Below are 17,638 nucleotides of genomic sequence, written 5' to 3' on the forward strand. Positions count from 1 at the left end.
CCGGATGAGAATCCTCGGCATCTTCTGCCTGCTTCTGAGCCTCGGTGGTTGCAGTTCGCTGTTGTTCTACCCCGAGCCGGGCCAGGTCTTCACTCCGGAAAAAGCCAAGCTCGAATACCGCACCGTCACGCTGATAACGGCGGACGGATTGAAGCTCAACGCCTGGTGGCTCCCGGCCAAACCGGGTGTGGAGGTCAAAGGCACGGTTCTGCACCTGCACGGCAACGGTGGCAACCTGCCGATGCACCTGGGCGGGAGTTGGTGGCTGCCGAAAAACGGCTATCAAGTGTTGCTGGTGGACTATCGCGGTTATGGCCTGTCCGAGGGCGAACCGAGCCTGCCGGCGATCTATCAGGACATCGACGCCGCATTCGCCTGGCTGGACAAGGCGCCCGAAGTCAAAGGCAAGCCGCTGATCGTGCTCGGTCAGAGCCTCGGTGGTTCGATGGCCGTGCATTGGCTGGCGCAGCATCCGCAGCGGCAGAAACAACTCAAAGCCTTGGTGCTCGACGGTGTGCCCGCCAGTTATCGCAGCGTCGGCCAATATGCCCTCAGCACGTCGTGGCTGACCTGGCCCTTCCAGGTGCCGCTGTCGTGGCTGGTGCCGGATGGCGACAGCGCGATCAATTCGATGCCGCAGCTCAACGGCGTGCCGAAACTGATTTTCCACAGCATCGACGACCCGCTGGTGCCAATGTCCAACGGCATCCGTCTGTATCAAGCTGCGCCGCCGCCGCGCGTCCTGCAACTGACCCGAGGCGGCCATGTGCAGACCTTCGGCGATCCGGTTTGGCGTCAGGTCATGCTGCGCTATCTCGACGATCCCGAGCATTTCAACGGCTTGCGCCGCCTCGGCGAAATCCCGAATTACCCGCAACCCCCGAATTCTGAAGATGAGAGTCCGCAATGAGTGAAGAACGTAACGCCATCCCGCTGATCATCACCGGTATCTGCAGCATCCTCGGCACCGTCGGGGCGCTGTGGTACTACGGCTACCTGCACTTCGCCAAACCCGAGGATGCGTTGCTGCTCAACGAATTCACCATGCTCAAGACCGTTCCGGGGGAGGATTACAAAATCTCATTGAACCCTGCGCCGCAGGTGGCGCAGTGCATTGATGGCGTGCTGGTGCTGTTTGATACCGAGCAGAAGGGATTGACCGGTGTGTTGATCAACGCACAGAAGAAGGCTGTGCGGTGCATGGGCGAAGAGACGCCGCAGAAACTGGAACCTTAAAAGCAAAAAGATCGCAGCCTTCCGCAGCTCCTACAGGGAACGTATTCCAATGCAGGAACTGCCGAAGGCTGCGATCTTTTGATCTTAAAAAGCCCCGCCTGATCACTCAGGCGGGGCTTTTGCGTTACTGCCTACAGCTTAGTTCGAGCTGACAGCCGAACGTGGCATCACAGGCTGGTTGTCGTTGGAAATGGTCACTTCCACACGACGGTTCATCGCACGGCCCGAGACGCTGCCGTTATCGGCAACCGGGTATTCCTTGCCGTAACCCTGAACCACGATGCGCGCAGGATCTACGCCCATTTTGATCAGTGCTACCTGTACCGACGTCGCACGACGCTCGGACAGCGACTGGTTGTAGTTCGTTGCGCCAGTGCTGTCGGTATAGCCTTCGACGATCACTTTGCGATCAGGGTTTTCCTGAAGGAATTGCGCCAGTTTGTTGATGTTTACCAGACCGCTGGATTTCAGGTCAGCCTTATTGGTAGCGAACAACACGTCACCGAAAGTCACCAGCGTACCGCGATCGGTTTGCTTGGCATTCAGGCTGTCTTGCAGCTGTTTGATCTGCTGGTCGCGAGCATCCAGACGCGCCTGGGCACGTTGGGCGGCGGCGTTCTTCAGGTTGTTTTCAGCGGTACGCAAGGCGATGGTCTGCTTGGCCACTTCCACACGCTGGTTGGTCAGGTAAGCCAGTTGGTCAACCTTGGACGCGTCTTGCTTGTCCAGGTAAGCCTTGTCGGCCTTGTCCAGGTAATCGCTGGCGTCTTTGGTTTCCAGCGCTGCGACTTTGCTGGCCTGCGGGTTGGCTTGCAGGCCGGCGTAGTTGGTACGCGCCTGTTCCAGGTTCGGGTTAGGCGGGGTGGAGCAGGCAGCCAGGGCAACGCTTGCGGCCAGAAGAGCGGGGATCATCAGTTGCTTACGCATAATTTGTCGTCCTTTCAATCGATAAGAGTTTCAGCTTTGCGGTCGGGATGCGCGCTTATTGCACTGGGCGCTGACTTTCCTGACGCAGTTCCTGAACACCTTTCTGGGAATCCTTCACAGCCAGTTCGGCCTTGGCGGCTTGAGCCTTGCGTTCCGCTACACGAGCGTCCCATTCGGCTTGCTCGGACAGGCGACGAGCATCGTCATACTTCTTGTCGTGCATGGCGATTTCGGCTTCTTTCAGCTTGTCCTGCGCTTGCTTCATCTCAACGGCAGCGAACTCGGTACCGCCGGCGCTGACCGCGCTGTTGACCGCAGACTGGGTCACGGCGTACTGCTCGGTCGGTGGATTACCGGCGCAACCGGCCAGTACGAAGCTGGTGCCGATTGCCAGGGCGGCCAGTTTCAGACCGCGCAGGTGGGTAAACGAGGTTTGGTTTTTCATGGTCTTCAACTCCATTAGGCATCTCCTGAAAACAACTAAATCCATCCTGGTCGAGGAGCCTTAAGCGTCGTATGAAAGCGCGTTTTTGAAACGCTCGTTCCAGGCGTGGTTACAAGTTCCGACCGGCGGCGTTTTTCAAAAGTTCAGAAAAGATGGCCTATCGCCAAAAAAAACTTTGACCGAATGGACAAGGCTCTGGGACGGGAACTTTGGCGGATTGGAGTGGTACGCGCGGGGGAATACGACGTAGTTCTGGAGGAAAAGTACAGTCCCCGTGGGAGCTGGCTTACCCGCGATGAGGCCGTCAAATTCAACACATCTGTGACTGAACTGACGCCATCGCGGGCAAGCCCGCTCCCACAGGTTTTTCCGTGCTCATTCAGTGTTTCTGCTTGCCTTCAGCAGACGACAAATCATGCAAATGCCGCCGCGACAGCGCAAGAAAACGCGGTGTCGGCCCGACGTCTTCATACAACGGATCACCTTCCTCATCCGTGGCCACCACGGTCGAGCCTTTCACATACGGCAGGCTCGCTTCGAACTCTTCAAGCGCGGCACCGATCAGTTCGCCGAGCAGTTCTTCGGCATGCCGCTTGGGGTACATTTCGGCAATCGCCGCCAGGCGCGCGGCGGCCTCGACGTCCAGATGAATCGTGTAGCCAGTGTCGGTCAGGCGACCTTTGGCGTTTTCTTCCCAATGCTGGGCGAGTTCACGGATTTTCATGATGACCTCATTTCGCGCCTGCGGGTGGCAGGCCTGGGTGAGTGTCCGGCGTAGCCGGCGGCAAGCCGTTGTACGGCTTACTGTTGAGACTAGCTTTCGCCCACAAGGTTTAAAGTCCCTTCGTCGCCTGCTTGTAAGAAGCGCCGTAGAGCGGCACTCTCTAGGTCATGCACTCGTTTCTAAGCCGCCCGGATGAACGCTGGAGAACCGCTGATGACCGATATTGATGCACGCTTGCGCGAGGATGTTCACCTGCTCGGAGAGCTGTTGGGCAACACCATTCGAGACCAGTACGGCGAAGGGTTTCTCGACAAGATCGAGCAAATCCGCAAGGGCGCCAAGGCCGACCGCCGTGGCTCGATGGACGCCGAACTGAGCGCCAGCCTCAATCAATTGAGTGAAGACGAATTGCTTCCGGTGGCGCGGGCGTTCAACCAGTTTCTCAACCTGGCGAATATCGCCGAGCAGTATCAGTTGATCCATCGTCGCGAGGCGTCGCAGCCCGCGCCGTTCGAATCCCGCGTGTTGCCGGAACTGCTGGCGCGCCTGCGCAACGAGGGCCACAGCGCCGAGTCGCTGGCGCGGCAACTGGCGCGGCTGGAAATCGAACTGGTGCTGACCGCGCATCCGACCGAAGTGGCCCGGCGCACGCTGATCCAGAAGTACGACGCCATCGCTGCGCAACTCGCGGCGCAAGATCATCGCGACCTGACCAGCGCCGAGCGCGAACAGATCCAGAGCACCCTGCAACGCCTGATCGCCGAAGCCTGGCACACCGAAGAAATCCGCCGCACCCGCCCGACGCCGGTCGATGAAGCCAAGTGGGGCTTTGCGGTGATCGAACATTCGCTTTGGCAGGCAATTCCCAATCACATGCGCAAGGCCGATCAGGCGCTACACGCCGCGACTGGTCTGCGTCTGCCGCTGGAAGCCGCGCCGATTCGCTTCGCCTCATGGATGGGCGGCGACCGTGACGGCAACCCCAACGTGACTGCGGCAGTGACTCGCGAAGTCCTGCTGCTGGCGCGCTGGATGGCTGCTGATTTGTACCTGCGCGATGTTGATCATCTGGCTGCTGAATTGTCGATGCAACAGGCCAGCGACGCGCTCAAAGCCAAGGCCGGCGACAGCGCCGAACCTTATCGTGCGGTGCTCAAGCAATTGCGCGAACGCCTGCGCGCTACGCGCAATTGGGCGCATGCCTCCCTCACGGCCAGCACGCCAGCCCCTGCCGATGTACTCATCAACAATCGCGATCTGCTCGATCCGTTGGAGCTGTGCTTCAACTCGCTGCACGAATGCGGCATGGGCGTGATCGCTGATGGTCCGTTGCTCGATTGTCTGCGTCGGGCAGTGACGTTCGGCCTGTTTCTGGTACGCCTCGATGTGCGTCAGGATTCTTCGCGGCACAGCGCGGCGATGACGGAAATCACCGATTACCTGGGCCTCGGTCGCTATGAAGACTGGGATGAGGATGCGCGAATCGCTTTCCTGACCCGCGAACTGGCTAATCGTCGCCCGTTGTTGCCGGCGCATTTCAAGCCATCCGCCGACACCGCCGAAGTGCTCAACACCTGCAAGGAAATCGCCGCAGCCCCAGGCGCATCGCTGGGTTCCTACGTGATCTCCATGGCGGGCGCCGCTTCCGACGTGCTCGCGGTGCAACTGCTGCTTAAAGAGTGCGGTGTGTTGCGACCGATGCGCGTGGTGCCGCTGTTCGAAACCCTCGCCGATCTCGACAACGCCGGGCCGGTGATCGAGCGACTGTTGCTGTTGCCGGGTTACCGCGCAAGGCTGCAAGGCCCGCAGGAAGTGATGATTGGCTACTCCGACTCGGCCAAGGACGCTGGCACCACGGCGGCAGCCTGGGCGCAATACCGCGCGCAGGAACGGCTGGTGGAAATCTGTCGCGAGCAGCAAGTCGAACTGCTGTTGTTCCATGGTCGCGGTGGCACAGTAGGGCGTGGCGGCGGCCCGGCTCACGCGGCGATTCTGTCGCAACCACCGGGATCGGTGGCGGGACGCTTCCGTACTACCGAGCAAGGGGAAATGATTCGTTTCAAATTCGGCCTGCCGGACATCGCCGAGCAAAACCTCAATCTGTACCTCGCCGCTGTGCTTGAGGCGACGTTATTGCCACCACCGCCACCGACGCCGGAGTGGCGTCATCTGATGGACGAATTGGCCGCTGACGGTGTCAGCGCTTACCGCCAAGTGGTGCGAGAAAACCCGCAATTCGTCGAGTATTTCCGCCAATCAACGCCGGAGCAGGAGTTGGGCCGGTTGCCACTGGGTAGCCGCCCGGCCAAGCGCCGTGCCGGCGGCATCGAAAGCCTGCGGGCGATCCCGTGGATTTTCGGATGGACGCAAACCCGGTTAATGCTGCCGGCCTGGCTTGGTTGGGAATCGGCGTTGAGCAAGGCGCTGGAGCGTGGCGAAGGCGAGTTGCTGGGTCAGATGCGCGAGCAATGGCCGTTCTTCCGCACGCGCATCGACATGCTGGAAATGGTCCTGGCCAAAGCTGACGCTGACATCGCTTTGTCTTACGACGAGCGTTTGGTCGAACCAGACCTGCTGCCGTTGGGCGCGCACTTACGCGACCTATTGTCGCAGGCGTGCTCGGTGGTACTCGGCTTGACCGGTCAGTCGCAACTGCTGGCACATAGCCCGGACACCCTGGAATTCATTCGCCTGCGCAATACCTACCTCGACCCGCTTCATCTATTGCAGGCGGAACTGTTGGCCCGCTCGCGGCAGCAGAATGTCGAGCAGGGCAGCCCGGTGGAGCAGGCGCTGCTGGTGTCTGTGGCGGGGATTGCCGCCGGTTTGCGCAATACCGGCTAAAGTTTTCTGCGCGGTGTGTGGCATCCGGCGTGAGTGTCGGGTGCTGCTCGGCCAGACGGGGAAAAGTGTGGGCAGGCGACAGTTAATGATGGGGTTGCGACTTGGTGCACCGCGTCGCAAGGTCGCCGCTAGCGCGGGTTTCTCCGACTTTGGGCGTCTTGTGTGGGCGCAGCCTGCTGTGTATCTTGATCAGCCTTTGGCCGTTTCTGCGGCCACGACCCGTATTTTTCAGGATTCGTCCAAAGTGGCGAATCCTTTGTTTTGTAAAAGCTTTTTATAAAAAAATTGAGGAGCACATCTAATGCGCGTCATTCTGCTGGGAGCTCCCGGGGCCGGTAAAGGTACTCAGGCTAAGTTCATCACCGAAAAATTCGGCATTCCACAAATCTCCACCGGCGACATGCTGCGTGCAGCGGTCAAGGCCGGCACTCCGCTGGGCGTTCAAGCCAAGAGCATCATGGATGCCGGCGGCCTGGTGTCGGATGACCTGATCATCGCGCTGGTCAAGGATCGTATCGCGCAACCTGACTGCGCCAACGGCTTCCTGTTCGACGGCTTCCCGCGCACCATCCCGCAGGCTGAAGCGCTGGTTACTGCCGGTGTCGAACTGGACGCTGTAGTCGAGATCGCCGTTGACGACGAAGAAATCGTTCAGCGTATCGCCGGTCGCCGTGTTCACGAAGCCAGCGGCCGCGTTTACCACGTCGTCTACAACCCGCCGAAACTGGCCGGTAAAGACGACATCACCGGTGAAGAACTGGTACAGCGCAAAGACGACACTGAAGAAACCGTGCGTCATCGCCTGTCGGTCTACCACTCGCAGACCAAGCCGCTGGTGGCTTTCTACGAGAAGCTCTCGGCTGCCAACGGCAAGCCGAAGTGCAGCCATATCCAAGGCGTTGGTTCGGTAGAAGCAATCACCGCCAAGGTGCTTGAAGCGCTGAGCTGAAAAGTCTGATCCGCTGCATCATCCTCGGCCCGCTTGCGGGCCGTAGTTGTTTATACTGACGCACTTTTTCCCCCACCTGTTTTGGAAACATCGATGAGCACCTTGCTGGCCCTGGACACCGCGACTGAAGCTTGCTCCGTTGCCTTGCTGCATGACGGCAAGGTCACGAGCCATTACGAGGTGATCCCGCGCCTGCACGCGCAAAAGCTGCTGCCGATGATCCAGCAATTGCTGGCTGACGCCGGCACCACGTTGCAAGCGGTGGATGCCATCGCGTTCGGTCGCGGACCGGGGGCGTTTACCGGCGTGCGGATCGCCATCGGCGTGGTGCAGGGGTTGGCGTTCGCGCTGGATCGGCCGGTGTTGCCGGTGTCCAACCTGGCCGTGTTGGCGCAGCGTGCGTTTCGTGAACATGGCGTGAGCCAGGTGGCAGCCGCCATCGATGCGCGGATGGACGAGGTGTATTGGGGCTGCTACCGCGAGACAGCGGGGGAGATGCGCCTTGCCGGTGTCGAGGCGGTGCTGCCACCGGAAGTCGCGGCGCTGCCGGCCGATGCCAGCGGCGACTGGTTCGGTGCAGGCACCGGTTGGGGGTACGGCGAGCGCATCGCGGTCAATCTGACGGGTTCCGACGCCGGCATGCTGCCACATGCCGAAGACCTGCTGACCTTGGCGCGCTTCGCCTGGGAACGCGGTGAGTCGATCCCGGCCGATGATGCTCAGCCGGTTTACCTGCGTGACAAAGTGGCCACCCCCAAAGCCCGCTGACTTTTTATCAGGAGGGCTTTTTGTGGTGAGGGGATTTATCCCCGACCGGTTGCGCAGCAGCCGTAAATCCTGATCGCGCGGTTTCACTGGAAAAATGCAGAGGAGCGCTGCGCAATCAATCGGGGATAAATCCCCTCGCTACAAAGGCCTCTCCTGCTCAGCGGCTTATTCCAGACTCTGCCAATCGTCAGTTTCCAGCCCCCCGCTTTAAACCTTTTGCGCTTTATGTGTTCTAGTTATCACTCGGCAGTTTGCTAAGTCGGTCAAGTGCCGCTAAATTGCCATCATCGATACCGAGCATGAATTTATGCGTATAGACGGCCTTTCCTCTCAGTCCTACCCCATCAAGCGCAAGCCTCGCAAAGGCAATGTCGCGCTGGATGAATCCGTCGACGATATCGACGGCGAGCTGGAATTCCCGACCGAAGAGCAACTGGCTGCCCGCGCAGCCAAAGCCTCTGCACAACGCCTGAGCAACCTGCCTGCCCGTCAGCAAGACATGATCTACCACCGTGCGATGAAGAAGAGTGTGGCGATGGCGCTGGCCAGCTACCTCAGCACTGCCGGTTTTGTTGATTGGGATGCGGACGTGCTGGGCCTCGATCTGTATATCTGATGGCTCTGCCTTACTACCTCGGTTGCCCGTCCTGGAGCGAAAACGCCTGGCGCGAGTATCTGTATCCGGTAGACGCCAAAACTTCTGACTTCCTCGGCCTCTACTGCCAGGTGTTCAACGCCGTGGAAGGCAACACGACCTTCTATGCCAGCCCTTCGCCTGCCACCGTGCAGCGTTGGGCCGAGATCATGCCTGCGCATTTTCGCTTCACTGCCAAGTTCCCCGGTGACATCAGCCATAGCGGTGACTTGCGCGAGCAACTGACCGCCGCCGAAACTTTCCTCCAGTTACTCAAACCCCTCGGCGAGCGTGTCGCGCCGCTGTGGCTGCAACTGTCGAAAAGCTTCACGCCGCATCGGTTGCCGGAACTGGCGGCGTTCATCGATGCGCTGGACTGCCCCCTGGCGGTGGAAGTGCGCCACGAACAGTTCTTTGCCAAGGGTGAGAGCGAGCGGCTGCTCAACCGGTTGTTGCTGGATCGAGGTGTCGAGCGCATCTGTCTCGACCCGCGTGCGCTGTTCAGCTGTCTTTCGACCGAGTCTTCGGTGATTCACGCGCAATCGAAAAAGCCACGGGTGCCGACGCGTCCGGCGGCGTTCACGCAGTTCCCGCAAGTGCGCTTCATTGGCCATCCCGAGCTTGAGGCCAACGATTCGTTCCTCGTGCCATGGGTAGCGAAAATCGCCGAGTGGATCGAAGAGGGCCGCACCCCGTATATCTTCTTGCACACCGCTGACAACCTGCTGGCGGCGAAGCTGGCGCAACGTTTTCATGCACAACTGATGCAACGTTTGCCTGGCCTGCCATCTCTGCCTGAGCTATACAGAGAACCCGCCGCGGAGCAGCTTGGCTTGCTCTGAGGCGCACTCGTTTTCCTGCACCGGAGCCTGTCAATGGATGCCCAAGCCCGCACAGAACAAGTCCGTAAAGCCCACGCCTTCAAAGCCCTGCATGAGCGTCCGGGAATCTTCGTTATCCCCAATCCGTGGGATGCAGGTTCCGCGAAGATGCTCGCCAGTCTGGGCTATCAGGCATTGGCGACCACCAGCGCCGGTTATGCGTTCTCCCAAGGCAAAGCCGACGGAGCCTTGAGCCTGGACGACACCCTGGCCAATGTCCGGTCGATTGTCGCGGCGACGGATTTGCCGGTGGCGGTGGATCTGGAAAATGGTTTTGCTGATGATCCGGCGGAATGCGCGAACAGTTTGCTGCGAGCGGCCGAGGCGGGCGCAGTGGGCGGTTCAATCGAGGACGCCACGGGCCGTGCAGACGCGCCGATCTATTGCTTCGAACACGCCGTGGCGCGGATCGAAGCCGCCGTCGCCGCTGTGCGTACCCTGCCATTTCCCTTCACCCTGACTGCCCGTGCGGAAAACTATCTGCACGGTAATCCCGACGTCAACGACACCATCCGCCGCTTGCAGGCCTTCGCCGAGGCCGGCGCCGACGTGTTGTATGCGCCGGGTTTACGCAGTGCCGAAGAAGTCCTGGCGGTGGTGCGCGCGGTAGCGCCGAAACCGGTCAATGTGTTGATGTCCGGCGGTTTGAAACTGACCGTGCAGCAGCTCGAAGAAATGGGCGTGCGCCGGATCAGTACCGGGTCTGCTTTGGCATTGGCGGCTTACGGCGAGTTCTTCCGCGCCGCTGAAGAGATCCTGCAGTCGGGCACCTTCGGCTTCACTTCGAAGTCGATGCCGTACGCCAAGGCCAACCAGTTTTTCAAAGGTTGAGCATGGGGCGTTGGTTTGCGCTAGCCGTCTTGCTGATCATCGGCGGCGCTTTGGTCGGTGTCTGGCGCGGTTGGCTGGACGTACCTCCCGAATGGAATCCGTGGGCGCCGCTGGATGTGAAAGCGACGCCCAACTGGCTGACCGGTTACAAGCTGATGCGCCTGCGCGGCGATCCTGAACTTTGCGCTCAGGCTCTGCGCAGCTCCGCTTTGCGCGTCACGCCGCAATCCGACAGCCCTGACGCCAAGTGCCCGTTGATTGGCGCCTTGCGCGTACAGGGCGGCGAGGTGGCGCTAAGCAGCAGTTTCCTCGCCAGTTGCCCGTTGGCGGTCGCCTACGCGATGTTCGAACGCCACACTCTGCAACCCGCCGCGCAGTCCGTTTACGGTCAGCAGGTCGCGCGTCTTGATCACCTTGGCAGCTTTGCTTGCCGCAATGTCTACAACCGCGAAAGCGGCGCGCTCAGCCGTCATGCCAGTGCCGATGCGCTGGACATCGCCGGGTTTCGTCTGGCGGACGGTCGCAGCATCAGCGTGCTCAAGGATTGGCCCAAGCAAAATCAGGACGCGCAGTTTTTACGCAGGGTGCGCGATAGCGCCTGCGAGGCGTTCAGTGTGGTGTTGAGTCCGGATTACAACGCCGCCCATCGCAATCACTTTCATGTCGATGTCGGGCGCTGGAGCGTGTGTCGCTGAGGATCAGGCGGCGATGCGCAGGTTCTGCAGAACGATAGGACGTGCCCAACCGTTATCGAAGTCCAGCGCTTTCTGCTGCTCGACGATTTCTTCCGGCGGGAATGGCGGGTAAGGCTTTTGCAGCAGATCCAGGTCGAATTCGGCAATCGGCAGGTAGAGCGGACGTTTCTGCGGCGCGGCGCCCGGCTCAGGAATCGGCTGACCGTTGTTGATCACGATCGGGCGAACCCAACTGCTGTCGAAGTCTTGCTGCGATTGCTGAGCCTTGAGTTCTTCCGGCGGGAACGGTGGGAACGGCTTGTCCAGCAGCTCCGTTTCGAACTCGGCGATCGGCAGGAACAGTGGCTCTGGTGGGCGTACTTCGGTTTCCACGACATTGCATTCACGCTGCTCGATGATGTGTGCGTGCAACTCGCTGCCGATAGTCGGTTCTTCAGTGCTGCTGAGGTCAACCGGGGGAAACGTGCCACACGCCGGCACCACTTCACTCGTCTGTTCGGCCATCGCCTGGGCAAAGAAATCCTGCCACAGGTGACTGACGCCGCTCAGTGCTTGAGTGTTTTGACGGCTGAAGTCGCCATGGGGCGAGATGTAGCCAATCGATGTGGGAAGAATGCCTGACATTTTTTTCGGTTGCCGCTCAGCTCTGGCAAAATGCGCGTTGATTGGTTTATCGGCCACTTTTTGCCGATCCTTAACTTTTTTGAGCGTGTTTTCATGATTGAGCAACCCGCGGCCTGCCGCATCCATGTCCAGGCCCTCGGCCCGACGTTTGAAGCGCAAGCCGAGCAGTGGGCCGAACGCCTGGGCCTGCCACTGCAGGTGGCCGACGGCGAGTTCGCCTTGCAGGTCGGCGAGCAGGGTTTGCAGCTGCAACAGCTAGGGCCAGACGCTCCGGGGCCGGTGCGGGTGGACTTCGTCGAGGGTGGCGCGGCGCATCGTCGTTTATATGGCGGTGGCAGCGGGCAGATGATCGCCAAGGCTGTCGGCATCGCCCAAGGCGTGCGCCCGCGAGTGCTGGATGCCACGGCGGGGTTGGGCAAGGATGCATTCGTGCTGGCGAGTCTGGGCTGCGAGATGAGCCTGATCGAGCGTCAGCCACTGATCGGCGCATTGTTGGAGGATGGTCTGGCGCGGGCGGGGGAAGATTTCGACGTGGCGCCGATCGTGGCGCGGATGAAATTGCTCAAAGGCAACTCCATCGAAGTCATGCGCAACTGGGAAGGTGAGCCGCCGCAGGTGATCTACCTCGACCCGATGTTTCCCCATCGTGAGAAAACCGCGTTGGTGAAGAAGGAAATGCGCCTGTTTCGGCCGCTGGTGGGCGATGATCCGGATGCGCCGGCCTTGCTTGAAGCGGCGTTGGCGCTGGCGACACACCGTGTGGTGGTCAAGCGGCCGCGCAAGGCGCCGTGCATTGAGGGGCCGAAGCCGAGTCATGCGCTGGATGGCAAGTCCAGCCGATACGATATTTACCCGAAGAAAGCGCTCAAGCCGTAAGACTGAGTTGCCTGCTCGCGATGATGTCAGCCCAAACACTACAGAATCAGGGCCGATACGCCCGCATAAACAACCCCACCACTTCCTGCACATGGCTTTCTGAAGCCTCTTCACTCAAAGGCTCGCCACAGCCATACAACAAGCGAAAATTCCCCGCGCCCTTGATCAGGCAGAAGAAATGCTCGGCCGCATTGCGTGGTTGGTCGATGCTCAGCACCCCGTTCTCGTGGATGCGCGTCAGCAGCCGCTCCATCCCCTGCACCATGCGCTGCGGACCTGCCTCGAAGAAGATCAGCGACAGCTTCGGGTCCTGGCTGCCCAGCGCCATGATCAGGCGGTGCAGATTCACCGATTCATCGCTGTTGATCAGGTGATGAAAGCCCCGGGCAATGTTCAGCAACACATTTTCCACGGCAATCCCTTCGGGCAATTCGAAGAACAGCGGCGGTAATTGTTCCTCGCATTTGGCCACCACGGCGGCGGAGAAAAGTGTCTCCTTGTCGTTGAAATGGCTGTAGACCGTCAGCTTCGACACGCCAGCTTCAGCGGCCACTGCGTCCATGCTGGTGTTGGCATAGCCATGACTCAGAAACAGAATTTTCGCCGCGTCGAGGATCGCTTGGCGCTTGGCCAGATCCTTGGGGCGGCCCGGGCCGTTTGGAGCTGAAAGATTGTTCGACATTCTTCGCTTTTATTACTGGACTGGTGAGTTTGCTATTAATAACATACCGGCCAGTATAATTATTCCAAGCACCATTAGCGAAAGGTCCGTCATCATGTTCCGCCATGCACTGCACCTCACGTGGCCATTTGCATTGCCAGTCACTCTGGCTTTTTTATTGTCTGCGTGTGGCCAGGAAACGGCGGTGCAAGTCACCGTACGACCGGCCATGGTGGTGCAGCCAGAGCCTTCGGCACAGGCAATGGAAAGTTATCCGGGTGAAGTTCGCGCGCGTTATGAGCCTGATCTGGCGTTCCGCATCGGCGGCAAAGTCAGCCGACGACTGGTCGATGAAGGCCAGCGGGTGAAGGCTGATCAGCCACTCGCCGAACTCGATCCGCAAGACGTGCGCCTGCAACTGGAAGCCACTCGCGCGCAAGTCGCCGCTGCCGAAGCCAATCTCAATCTGGTGCGTGCCGAGCGCGACCGCTACAAGACCCTGATGGATCGGCAGATGGTCAGTCGCTCGGCCTATGACAATGCCGAAAACCTCTTTCGCTCCGGCGAAGCACGCCTCAAGCAAATCAAAGCCGAATTCAACGTCTCGACCAACCAGGCCAGTTACGCCGTGTTGCGTGCGCCCCAGGACGGTGTGGTAGCCAAGCGTTCGGTGGAAGTCGGGCAAGTGGTGGCCGCCGGACAAACCGTGTTCACCCTCGCCACCGATGGCGAACGCGAAGTGCTGATCAGCCTGCCGGAGCAGAGCTTCGGCCGCTTCAAGGTGGGTCAGCCGGTGACCGTCGAACTCTGGACTCAGCAGAACCAGCGCTTCGCCGGACAGATTCGCGAGCTGTCGCCGGCGGCCGATCCGAAATCCCGTACCTTCGCTGCAAGGATTTCCTTCGCCAGCGGCAAAGTCCCGGCCGAGCTGGGCCAGAGCGCCCGGGTGTTCGTGCAGTCCGCCGATGTCGTGTCGCTGTCGGTGCCGCTTTCGGCGCTGACCGCAGAAAATGGCGCTACTTACGTCTGGGTCGTCAACGCCAACAACACTCTGAAAAAGACCCCCGTGCGCGTCGGCCCGTTTGGCGAGAAAACCGTGCCGGTGCTCGAAGGCTTGAACGCCAGTGATTGGGTTGTCGCCGCTGGCGTGCATGTGCTGCTCGAAGGTCAGCAGGTGCGTCCGGTGGATCGCTCCAATCGTGTAGTCAATCTGGCGGACAAGGAGTAAGTCCCGATGCGCTTCAACCTTTCCGAATGGGCGCTGCGTAATCGCCAGATCGTATTGTTCCTGATGCTTTTGCTGGCCATCGTCGGTGCGCTGTCCTACACCAAACTTGGCCAAAGCGAAGACCCGCCGTTTACCTTCAAGGCCATGGTTATCCAGACCCGCTGGCCGGGCGCGACGGCGGAGGAAGTTTCGCGTCAGGTTACCGAGCGTATCGAAAAGAAACTGATGGAAACCGGCGAGTACGAACGCATCGTTTCGTTCTCTCGTCCCGGCGAATCCCAGGTCACGTTTATCGCCCGCGATTCGATGCACTCCAACCAGATCCCCGATCTCTGGTATCAGGTGCGCAAGAAGGTCAGCGACATCCGCCAGACCCTGCCGCCGGGGATTCAGGGGCCGTTTTTCAACGATGAATTCGGCACTACTTTCGGCAATATCTACGCGCTGACCGGCGACGGTTTTGACTACGCCGTGCTCAAGGATTATGCCGACCGCATCCAGATCCAGCTGCAACGGGTCAAGGATGTCGGCAAGGTCGATCTGCTCGGGTTGCAGGACGAGAAGATCTGGGTCGAGCTGTCCAACGTTAAACTCGCCACCCTCGGCTTGCCGCTGGCGGCAGTGCAGCAGGCGCTGGAAGAACAGAATGCGGTGTCTACAGCAGGGTTCTTTGAGACCGGCACTGAGCGTTTGCAGTTACGGGTCTCGGGGAATTTTCAGACGGTCGACGAGATAAAGAACTTCCCGATCCGGGTCGGCGATCGTACGTTCCGCATCTCCGATGTCGCCGATGTGCGGCGCGGTTTCAACGATCCGCCGGCGCCGCGCATGCGCTTCATGGCTGAAGACGCGATTGGTCTGGCAGTAGCCATGAAGGACGGCGGCGACATTCTCGTGCTCGGCAAGGCATTGGAAGGCGAATTCTCGCGCCTCCAGAAAAACCTCCCGGCCGGCATGCAGTTACGCAAGGTTTCTGACCAACCGGCAGCGGTGAAAACCGGCGTGGGCGAGTTCGTCCAGGTATTGGTCGAAGCGCTGGCGATTGTGTTGCTGGTGAGCTTCTTTTCTCTCGGCGTGCGCACCGGCATGGTGGTGGCGCTGAGCATTCCTCTGGTGCTGGCGATGACCTTCGCCTGCATGTATTACTTCGGTATTGGTCTGCACAAAATTTCCCTCGGCGCGCTGGTGCTTGCGTTGGGCTTGCTGGTGGACGACGCGATCATCGCCGTGGAAATGATGGCGATCAAAATGGAGCAGGGCTTCGACCGCATCAAGGCCGCGAGCTACGCCTGGACCAGTACCGCGTTCCCGATGCTCACCGGTACGCTGATCACTGCCGCCGGTTTCCTGCCGATTGCCACGGCGCAATCCGGCACGGGCGAATACACCCGTTCGATCTTTCAGGTGGTGACCATCGCGCTGCTCGCCTCGTGGGTGGCGGCGGTGATGTTCGTGCCCTATCTGGGGGAAAAACTGCTACCGGATCTGGCGAAAATTCACGCGGCCAAACACGGCACGGGTGATGGTCAGCCGGACCCGTATGCCACACCGTTCTATCAGCGGGTACGGCGCTTGGTGGAGTGGTGTGTGGTTCACCGCAAAATCGTAATCGTGCTGACCGTGGGGCTGTTTATCGCGTCGGTAATGCTGTTCCGCTTCGTGCCACAGCAGTTTTTCCCGGCCTCCAATCGGCTGGAGCTGATGGTCGATCTGAAACTGGCTGAAGGCGCTTCGCTGGCGAACACCACCGGTGAGGTCAAACGCCTGGAAGCGATGCTCAAGGATCATGCGGGTATCGACAACTATGTGGCGTATGTCGGCACCGGTTCGCCGCGTTTCTACTTGCCGCTGGATCAGCAGTTACCAGCGGCGAGCTTTGCCCAGTTTGTGGTGTTGGCGAAGAACATCGAGGAGCGTGAAACGCTGCGCACCTGGTTGATCTCCACGCTGAACGAGCAGTTCCCGGCGCTGCGTTCGCGGGTGACGCGCTTGGAAAACGGCCCGCCGGTTGGCTATCCGGTGCAGTTCCGCGTTACCGGTGAGCACATCGAAGAAGTCCGCGCTGTGGCGCGCAAGGTCGCGGCCAAGGTTCGCGAGAATCCGCATGTGGTCAATGTGCATCTGGACTGGGAAGAGCCGAGCAAGGTTGTGTACTTGAACATCGATCAGGATCGCGCCCGGGCACTGGGGGTGAGCACTGCCAATCTGGCGAAATTCCTGCAGAGTTCGTTGACCGGGTCGAGTGTCAGTCAGTATCGCGAAGATAACGAGTTGATCGAGATCCTGCTTCGCGGCACGGTGCATGAACGTACTGAATTGTCTTTGTTGCCGAGTCTGGCGGTGCCGACGGATAACGGTCGCAGTGTGGCGCTGTCGCAGGTCGCCACGTTGGAATATGGCTTTGAGGAAGGCGTCATCTGGCATCGTAATCGGCTGCCGAACGTGACGGTGCGTGCCGACATTTATGGCAAGGAGCAGCCGGCGACGCTGGTGAAGCAGATCATGCCGACGCTGGATTCTATTCGCGCTGAATTGCCGGACGGGTATCTGCTGGATATTGGTGGGACGGTGGAGGATTCGGAGCGAGGGCAGAAGTCGGTGAATGCCGGGGTGCCGATGTTCATTGTTGTGGTGCTGACGTTGCTGATGGTGCAGTTGCGCAGTTTTTCGCGGACGGCGATGGTGTTTTTGACGGCGCCGTTGGGGTTGATCGGGGTGGTGCTGTTTTTGATGGTGTTCCGGCAGCCGTTCGGCTTTGTGGCGATGTTGGGGACGATCGCGCTTTCCGGGATGATCATGCGTAATTCGGTGATTCTGGTGGATCAGATTGAGCAGGATATTGCCTCTGGGCTCAGGCCTTGGCAGGCGATTATCGAGGCGACGGTGCGGCGCTTTCGGCCGATTGTGTTGACGGCTTTGGCGGCGGTTCTGGCGATGATTCCTTTGTCGCGCAGTGTGTTTTTTGGGCCGATGGCGGTGGCGATAATGGGGGGGTTGATTGTGGCTACGGCGTTGACGCTTTTGTTTTTGCCGGCGTTGTATGCGGCCTGGTTCCGGGTGCGTCGGGAGGGTTGAGCCTTGGCGGCCTTTGGGCCGACCATGCTCTTGGGTTTTGGGTGTATATCCGTTTCTTTGGGCGCTGCGGCTGGTGGTTTCGCTCTTACAGCGAGTCACCTTTTCCAAACGCCGAAAAGGTAACCCAAAAGGCTTTGCCCTGACGTTCGGCCCTCGCTGTGGCTCGGGTCCCTTCGTTACGGGATTGATCCGGGGGCATCGCCTCCGGTTTGCTGCGCTGCACCTCCTCTCGATGTGTTT

17 protein-coding genes are annotated in these 17,638 nt (G+C 60.0%); 12 read left to right on the top strand and 5 right to left on the bottom strand.

What is annotated here, in order from left to right:
* The first annotated feature begins 4 nt into the window (after positions 1 to 4).
* Together ACA069_RS05475 and ACA069_RS05480 are read left to right on the top strand one after the other, a co-directional pair.
* Positions 5 to 910: an alpha/beta hydrolase gene (locus ACA069_RS05475; protein ID WP_489880852.1), complete on the top strand. Its 906-nt coding sequence runs from the start codon at positions 5 to 7 to the stop codon at positions 908 to 910.
* On the top strand, positions 907 to 1,236 hold the full coding sequence (locus ACA069_RS05480; RefSeq protein ID WP_401270606.1) for a PA3694 family proteiin: 330 nt from the start codon (positions 907 to 909) through the stop codon (positions 1,234 to 1,236). The genes ACA069_RS05475 and ACA069_RS05480 overlap by 4 nt, the downstream gene beginning before the upstream one ends.
* 138 nt (positions 1,237 to 1,374) lie before the next feature.
* Here the strand turns inward: ACA069_RS05480 and lptF are convergent, their stop codons facing one another.
* The 3 genes from lptF to ACA069_RS05495 all read right to left on the bottom strand — a co-directional run bounded on the left by lptF (position 1,375) and on the right by ACA069_RS05495 (position 3,332).
* The gene (gene lptF, locus ACA069_RS05485; protein WP_497616641.1) at positions 1,375 to 2,163 is read right to left on the bottom strand and encodes a lipotoxin F family OmpA-related lipoprotein LptF; all 789 of its coding nucleotides are present in this window, start codon (positions 2,161 to 2,163) and stop codon (positions 1,375 to 1,377) included.
* 55 nt (positions 2,164 to 2,218) lie between these two features.
* Positions 2,219 to 2,623 (bottom strand): DUF4398 domain-containing protein, encoded by a 405-nt coding sequence (locus tag ACA069_RS05490; RefSeq protein WP_187680877.1) that lies wholly within the window; start codon positions 2,621 to 2,623, stop codon positions 2,219 to 2,221.
* A gap of 364 nt (positions 2,624 to 2,987) precedes the next feature.
* Positions 2,988 to 3,332, bottom strand: a complete 345-nt coding sequence (locus ACA069_RS05495; protein WP_187680876.1) for a pilin assembly protein — start codon at positions 3,330 to 3,332, stop codon at positions 2,988 to 2,990.
* Between the two features lie 213 nt (positions 3,333 to 3,545).
* Here ACA069_RS05495 and ppc point away from each other — a divergent pair, with 213 nt between their 5' ends.
* The 7 genes from ppc to ACA069_RS05530 all read left to right on the top strand — a co-directional run bounded on the left by ppc (position 3,546) and on the right by ACA069_RS05530 (position 10,934).
* The gene (ppc, locus tag ACA069_RS05500) at positions 3,546 to 6,176 is read left to right on the top strand and encodes a phosphoenolpyruvate carboxylase (protein WP_401270612.1); all 2,631 of its coding nucleotides are present in this window, start codon (positions 3,546 to 3,548) and stop codon (positions 6,174 to 6,176) included.
* A gap of 301 nt (positions 6,177 to 6,477) precedes the next feature.
* Complete coding sequence (gene adk, locus ACA069_RS05505; protein ID WP_187680874.1) at positions 6,478 to 7,125, top strand: adenylate kinase; 648 nt, start codon at positions 6,478 to 6,480, stop codon at positions 7,123 to 7,125.
* 93 nt (positions 7,126 to 7,218) lie between these two features.
* Positions 7,219 to 7,893 (top strand): tRNA (adenosine(37)-N6)-threonylcarbamoyltransferase complex dimerization subunit type 1 TsaB, encoded by a 675-nt coding sequence (gene tsaB / locus ACA069_RS05510; protein WP_305441618.1) that lies wholly within the window; start codon positions 7,219 to 7,221, stop codon positions 7,891 to 7,893.
* A 307-nt stretch (positions 7,894 to 8,200) separates the two neighbouring features.
* On the top strand, positions 8,201 to 8,509 hold the full coding sequence (locus ACA069_RS05515) for a hypothetical protein (protein ID WP_007908889.1): 309 nt from the start codon (positions 8,201 to 8,203) through the stop codon (positions 8,507 to 8,509).
* A complete protein-coding gene (locus ACA069_RS05520; RefSeq protein ID WP_187680872.1) occupies positions 8,509 to 9,369 on the top strand; it encodes a DUF72 domain-containing protein in 861 nt (286 codons plus the stop codon). Before ACA069_RS05515 ends, ACA069_RS05520 begins: the two co-directional genes overlap by 1 nt.
* A gap of 33 nt (positions 9,370 to 9,402) precedes the next feature.
* Complete coding sequence (locus ACA069_RS05525) at positions 9,403 to 10,239, top strand: isocitrate lyase/PEP mutase family protein (RefSeq protein ID WP_497616642.1); 837 nt, start codon at positions 9,403 to 9,405, stop codon at positions 10,237 to 10,239.
* A gap of 2 nt (positions 10,240 to 10,241) precedes the next feature.
* A complete protein-coding gene (locus ACA069_RS05530) occupies positions 10,242 to 10,934 on the top strand; it encodes an extensin-like domain-containing protein (protein WP_497616644.1) in 693 nt (230 codons plus the stop codon).
* A 3-nt stretch (positions 10,935 to 10,937) separates the two neighbouring features.
* Here the strand turns inward: ACA069_RS05530 and ACA069_RS05535 are convergent, their stop codons facing one another.
* Positions 10,938 to 11,558 carry an energy transducer TonB gene (locus tag ACA069_RS05535; RefSeq protein ID WP_305443882.1) on the bottom strand — a complete coding sequence of 207 codons (621 nt, stop codon included), beginning with the start codon at positions 11,556 to 11,558 and terminating at the stop codon, positions 10,938 to 10,940.
* Between the two features lie 93 nt (positions 11,559 to 11,651).
* Here ACA069_RS05535 and ACA069_RS05540 point away from each other — a divergent pair, with 93 nt between their 5' ends.
* On the top strand, positions 11,652 to 12,434 hold the full coding sequence (locus ACA069_RS05540; protein WP_222944280.1) for a class I SAM-dependent methyltransferase: 783 nt from the start codon (positions 11,652 to 11,654) through the stop codon (positions 12,432 to 12,434).
* Positions 12,435 to 12,480: 46 nt separating this feature from the next.
* Here the strand turns inward: ACA069_RS05540 and ACA069_RS05545 are convergent, their stop codons facing one another.
* Positions 12,481 to 13,116, bottom strand: coding sequence for a TetR/AcrR family transcriptional regulator (locus ACA069_RS05545; protein ID WP_497616646.1), 636 nt, complete (start codon positions 13,114 to 13,116; stop codon positions 12,481 to 12,483).
* Between the two features lie 94 nt (positions 13,117 to 13,210).
* Here ACA069_RS05545 and ACA069_RS05550 point away from each other — a divergent pair, with 94 nt between their 5' ends.
* Together ACA069_RS05550 and ACA069_RS05555 are read left to right on the top strand one after the other, a co-directional pair.
* The gene (locus ACA069_RS05550) at positions 13,211 to 14,323 is read left to right on the top strand and encodes an efflux RND transporter periplasmic adaptor subunit (protein ID WP_401270628.1); all 1,113 of its coding nucleotides are present in this window, start codon (positions 13,211 to 13,213) and stop codon (positions 14,321 to 14,323) included.
* A gap of 6 nt (positions 14,324 to 14,329) precedes the next feature.
* Positions 14,330 to 17,398 (top strand): efflux RND transporter permease subunit, encoded by a 3,069-nt coding sequence (locus ACA069_RS05555; RefSeq protein ID WP_497616647.1) that lies wholly within the window; start codon positions 14,330 to 14,332, stop codon positions 17,396 to 17,398.
* Positions 17,399 to 17,638: the final 240 nt, after the last annotated feature.

This window comes from Pseudomonas sp. LBUM1652, assembly GCF_059716105.1.

Coding starts and splice junctions, on each gene's coding strand:
- ACA069_RS05550 (WP_401270628.1), top strand. CDS start 13,211: ATGTTCCGCCATGCACTGCACCTCACGTGGCCATTTGCATTGCCAGTC.
- ACA069_RS05555 (WP_497616647.1), top strand. CDS start 14,330: ATGCGCTTCAACCTTTCCGAATGGGCGCTGCGTAATCGCCAGATCGTA.
- ACA069_RS05530 (WP_497616644.1), top strand. CDS start 10,242: ATGGGGCGTTGGTTTGCGCTAGCCGTCTTGCTGATCATCGGCGGCGCT.
- ACA069_RS05520 (WP_187680872.1), top strand. CDS start 8,509: ATGGCTCTGCCTTACTACCTCGGTTGCCCGTCCTGGAGCGAAAACGCC.
- adk (WP_187680874.1), top strand. CDS start 6,478: ATGCGCGTCATTCTGCTGGGAGCTCCCGGGGCCGGTAAAGGTACTCAG.
- ACA069_RS05490 (WP_187680877.1), bottom strand. CDS start 2,623: ATGGAGTTGAAGACCATGAAAAACCAAACCTCGTTTACCCACCTGCGC.
- ACA069_RS05475 (WP_489880852.1), top strand. CDS start 5: ATGAGAATCCTCGGCATCTTCTGCCTGCTTCTGAGCCTCGGTGGTTGC.
- ACA069_RS05515 (WP_007908889.1), top strand. CDS start 8,201: ATGCGTATAGACGGCCTTTCCTCTCAGTCCTACCCCATCAAGCGCAAG.
- ACA069_RS05480 (WP_401270606.1), top strand. CDS start 907: ATGAGTGAAGAACGTAACGCCATCCCGCTGATCATCACCGGTATCTGC.
- ppc (WP_401270612.1), top strand. CDS start 3,546: ATGACCGATATTGATGCACGCTTGCGCGAGGATGTTCACCTGCTCGGA.
- ACA069_RS05535 (WP_305443882.1), bottom strand. CDS start 11,558: ATGTCAGGCATTCTTCCCACATCGATTGGCTACATCTCGCCCCATGGC.
- lptF (WP_497616641.1), bottom strand. CDS start 2,163: ATGCGTAAGCAACTGATGATCCCCGCTCTTCTGGCCGCAAGCGTTGCC.
- ACA069_RS05495 (WP_187680876.1), bottom strand. CDS start 3,332: ATGAAAATCCGTGAACTCGCCCAGCATTGGGAAGAAAACGCCAAAGGT.
- ACA069_RS05545 (WP_497616646.1), bottom strand. CDS start 13,116: ATGTCGAACAATCTTTCAGCTCCAAACGGCCCGGGCCGCCCCAAGGAT.
- ACA069_RS05525 (WP_497616642.1), top strand. CDS start 9,403: ATGGATGCCCAAGCCCGCACAGAACAAGTCCGTAAAGCCCACGCCTTC.
- ACA069_RS05540 (WP_222944280.1), top strand. CDS start 11,652: ATGATTGAGCAACCCGCGGCCTGCCGCATCCATGTCCAGGCCCTCGGC.
- tsaB (WP_305441618.1), top strand. CDS start 7,219: ATGAGCACCTTGCTGGCCCTGGACACCGCGACTGAAGCTTGCTCCGTT.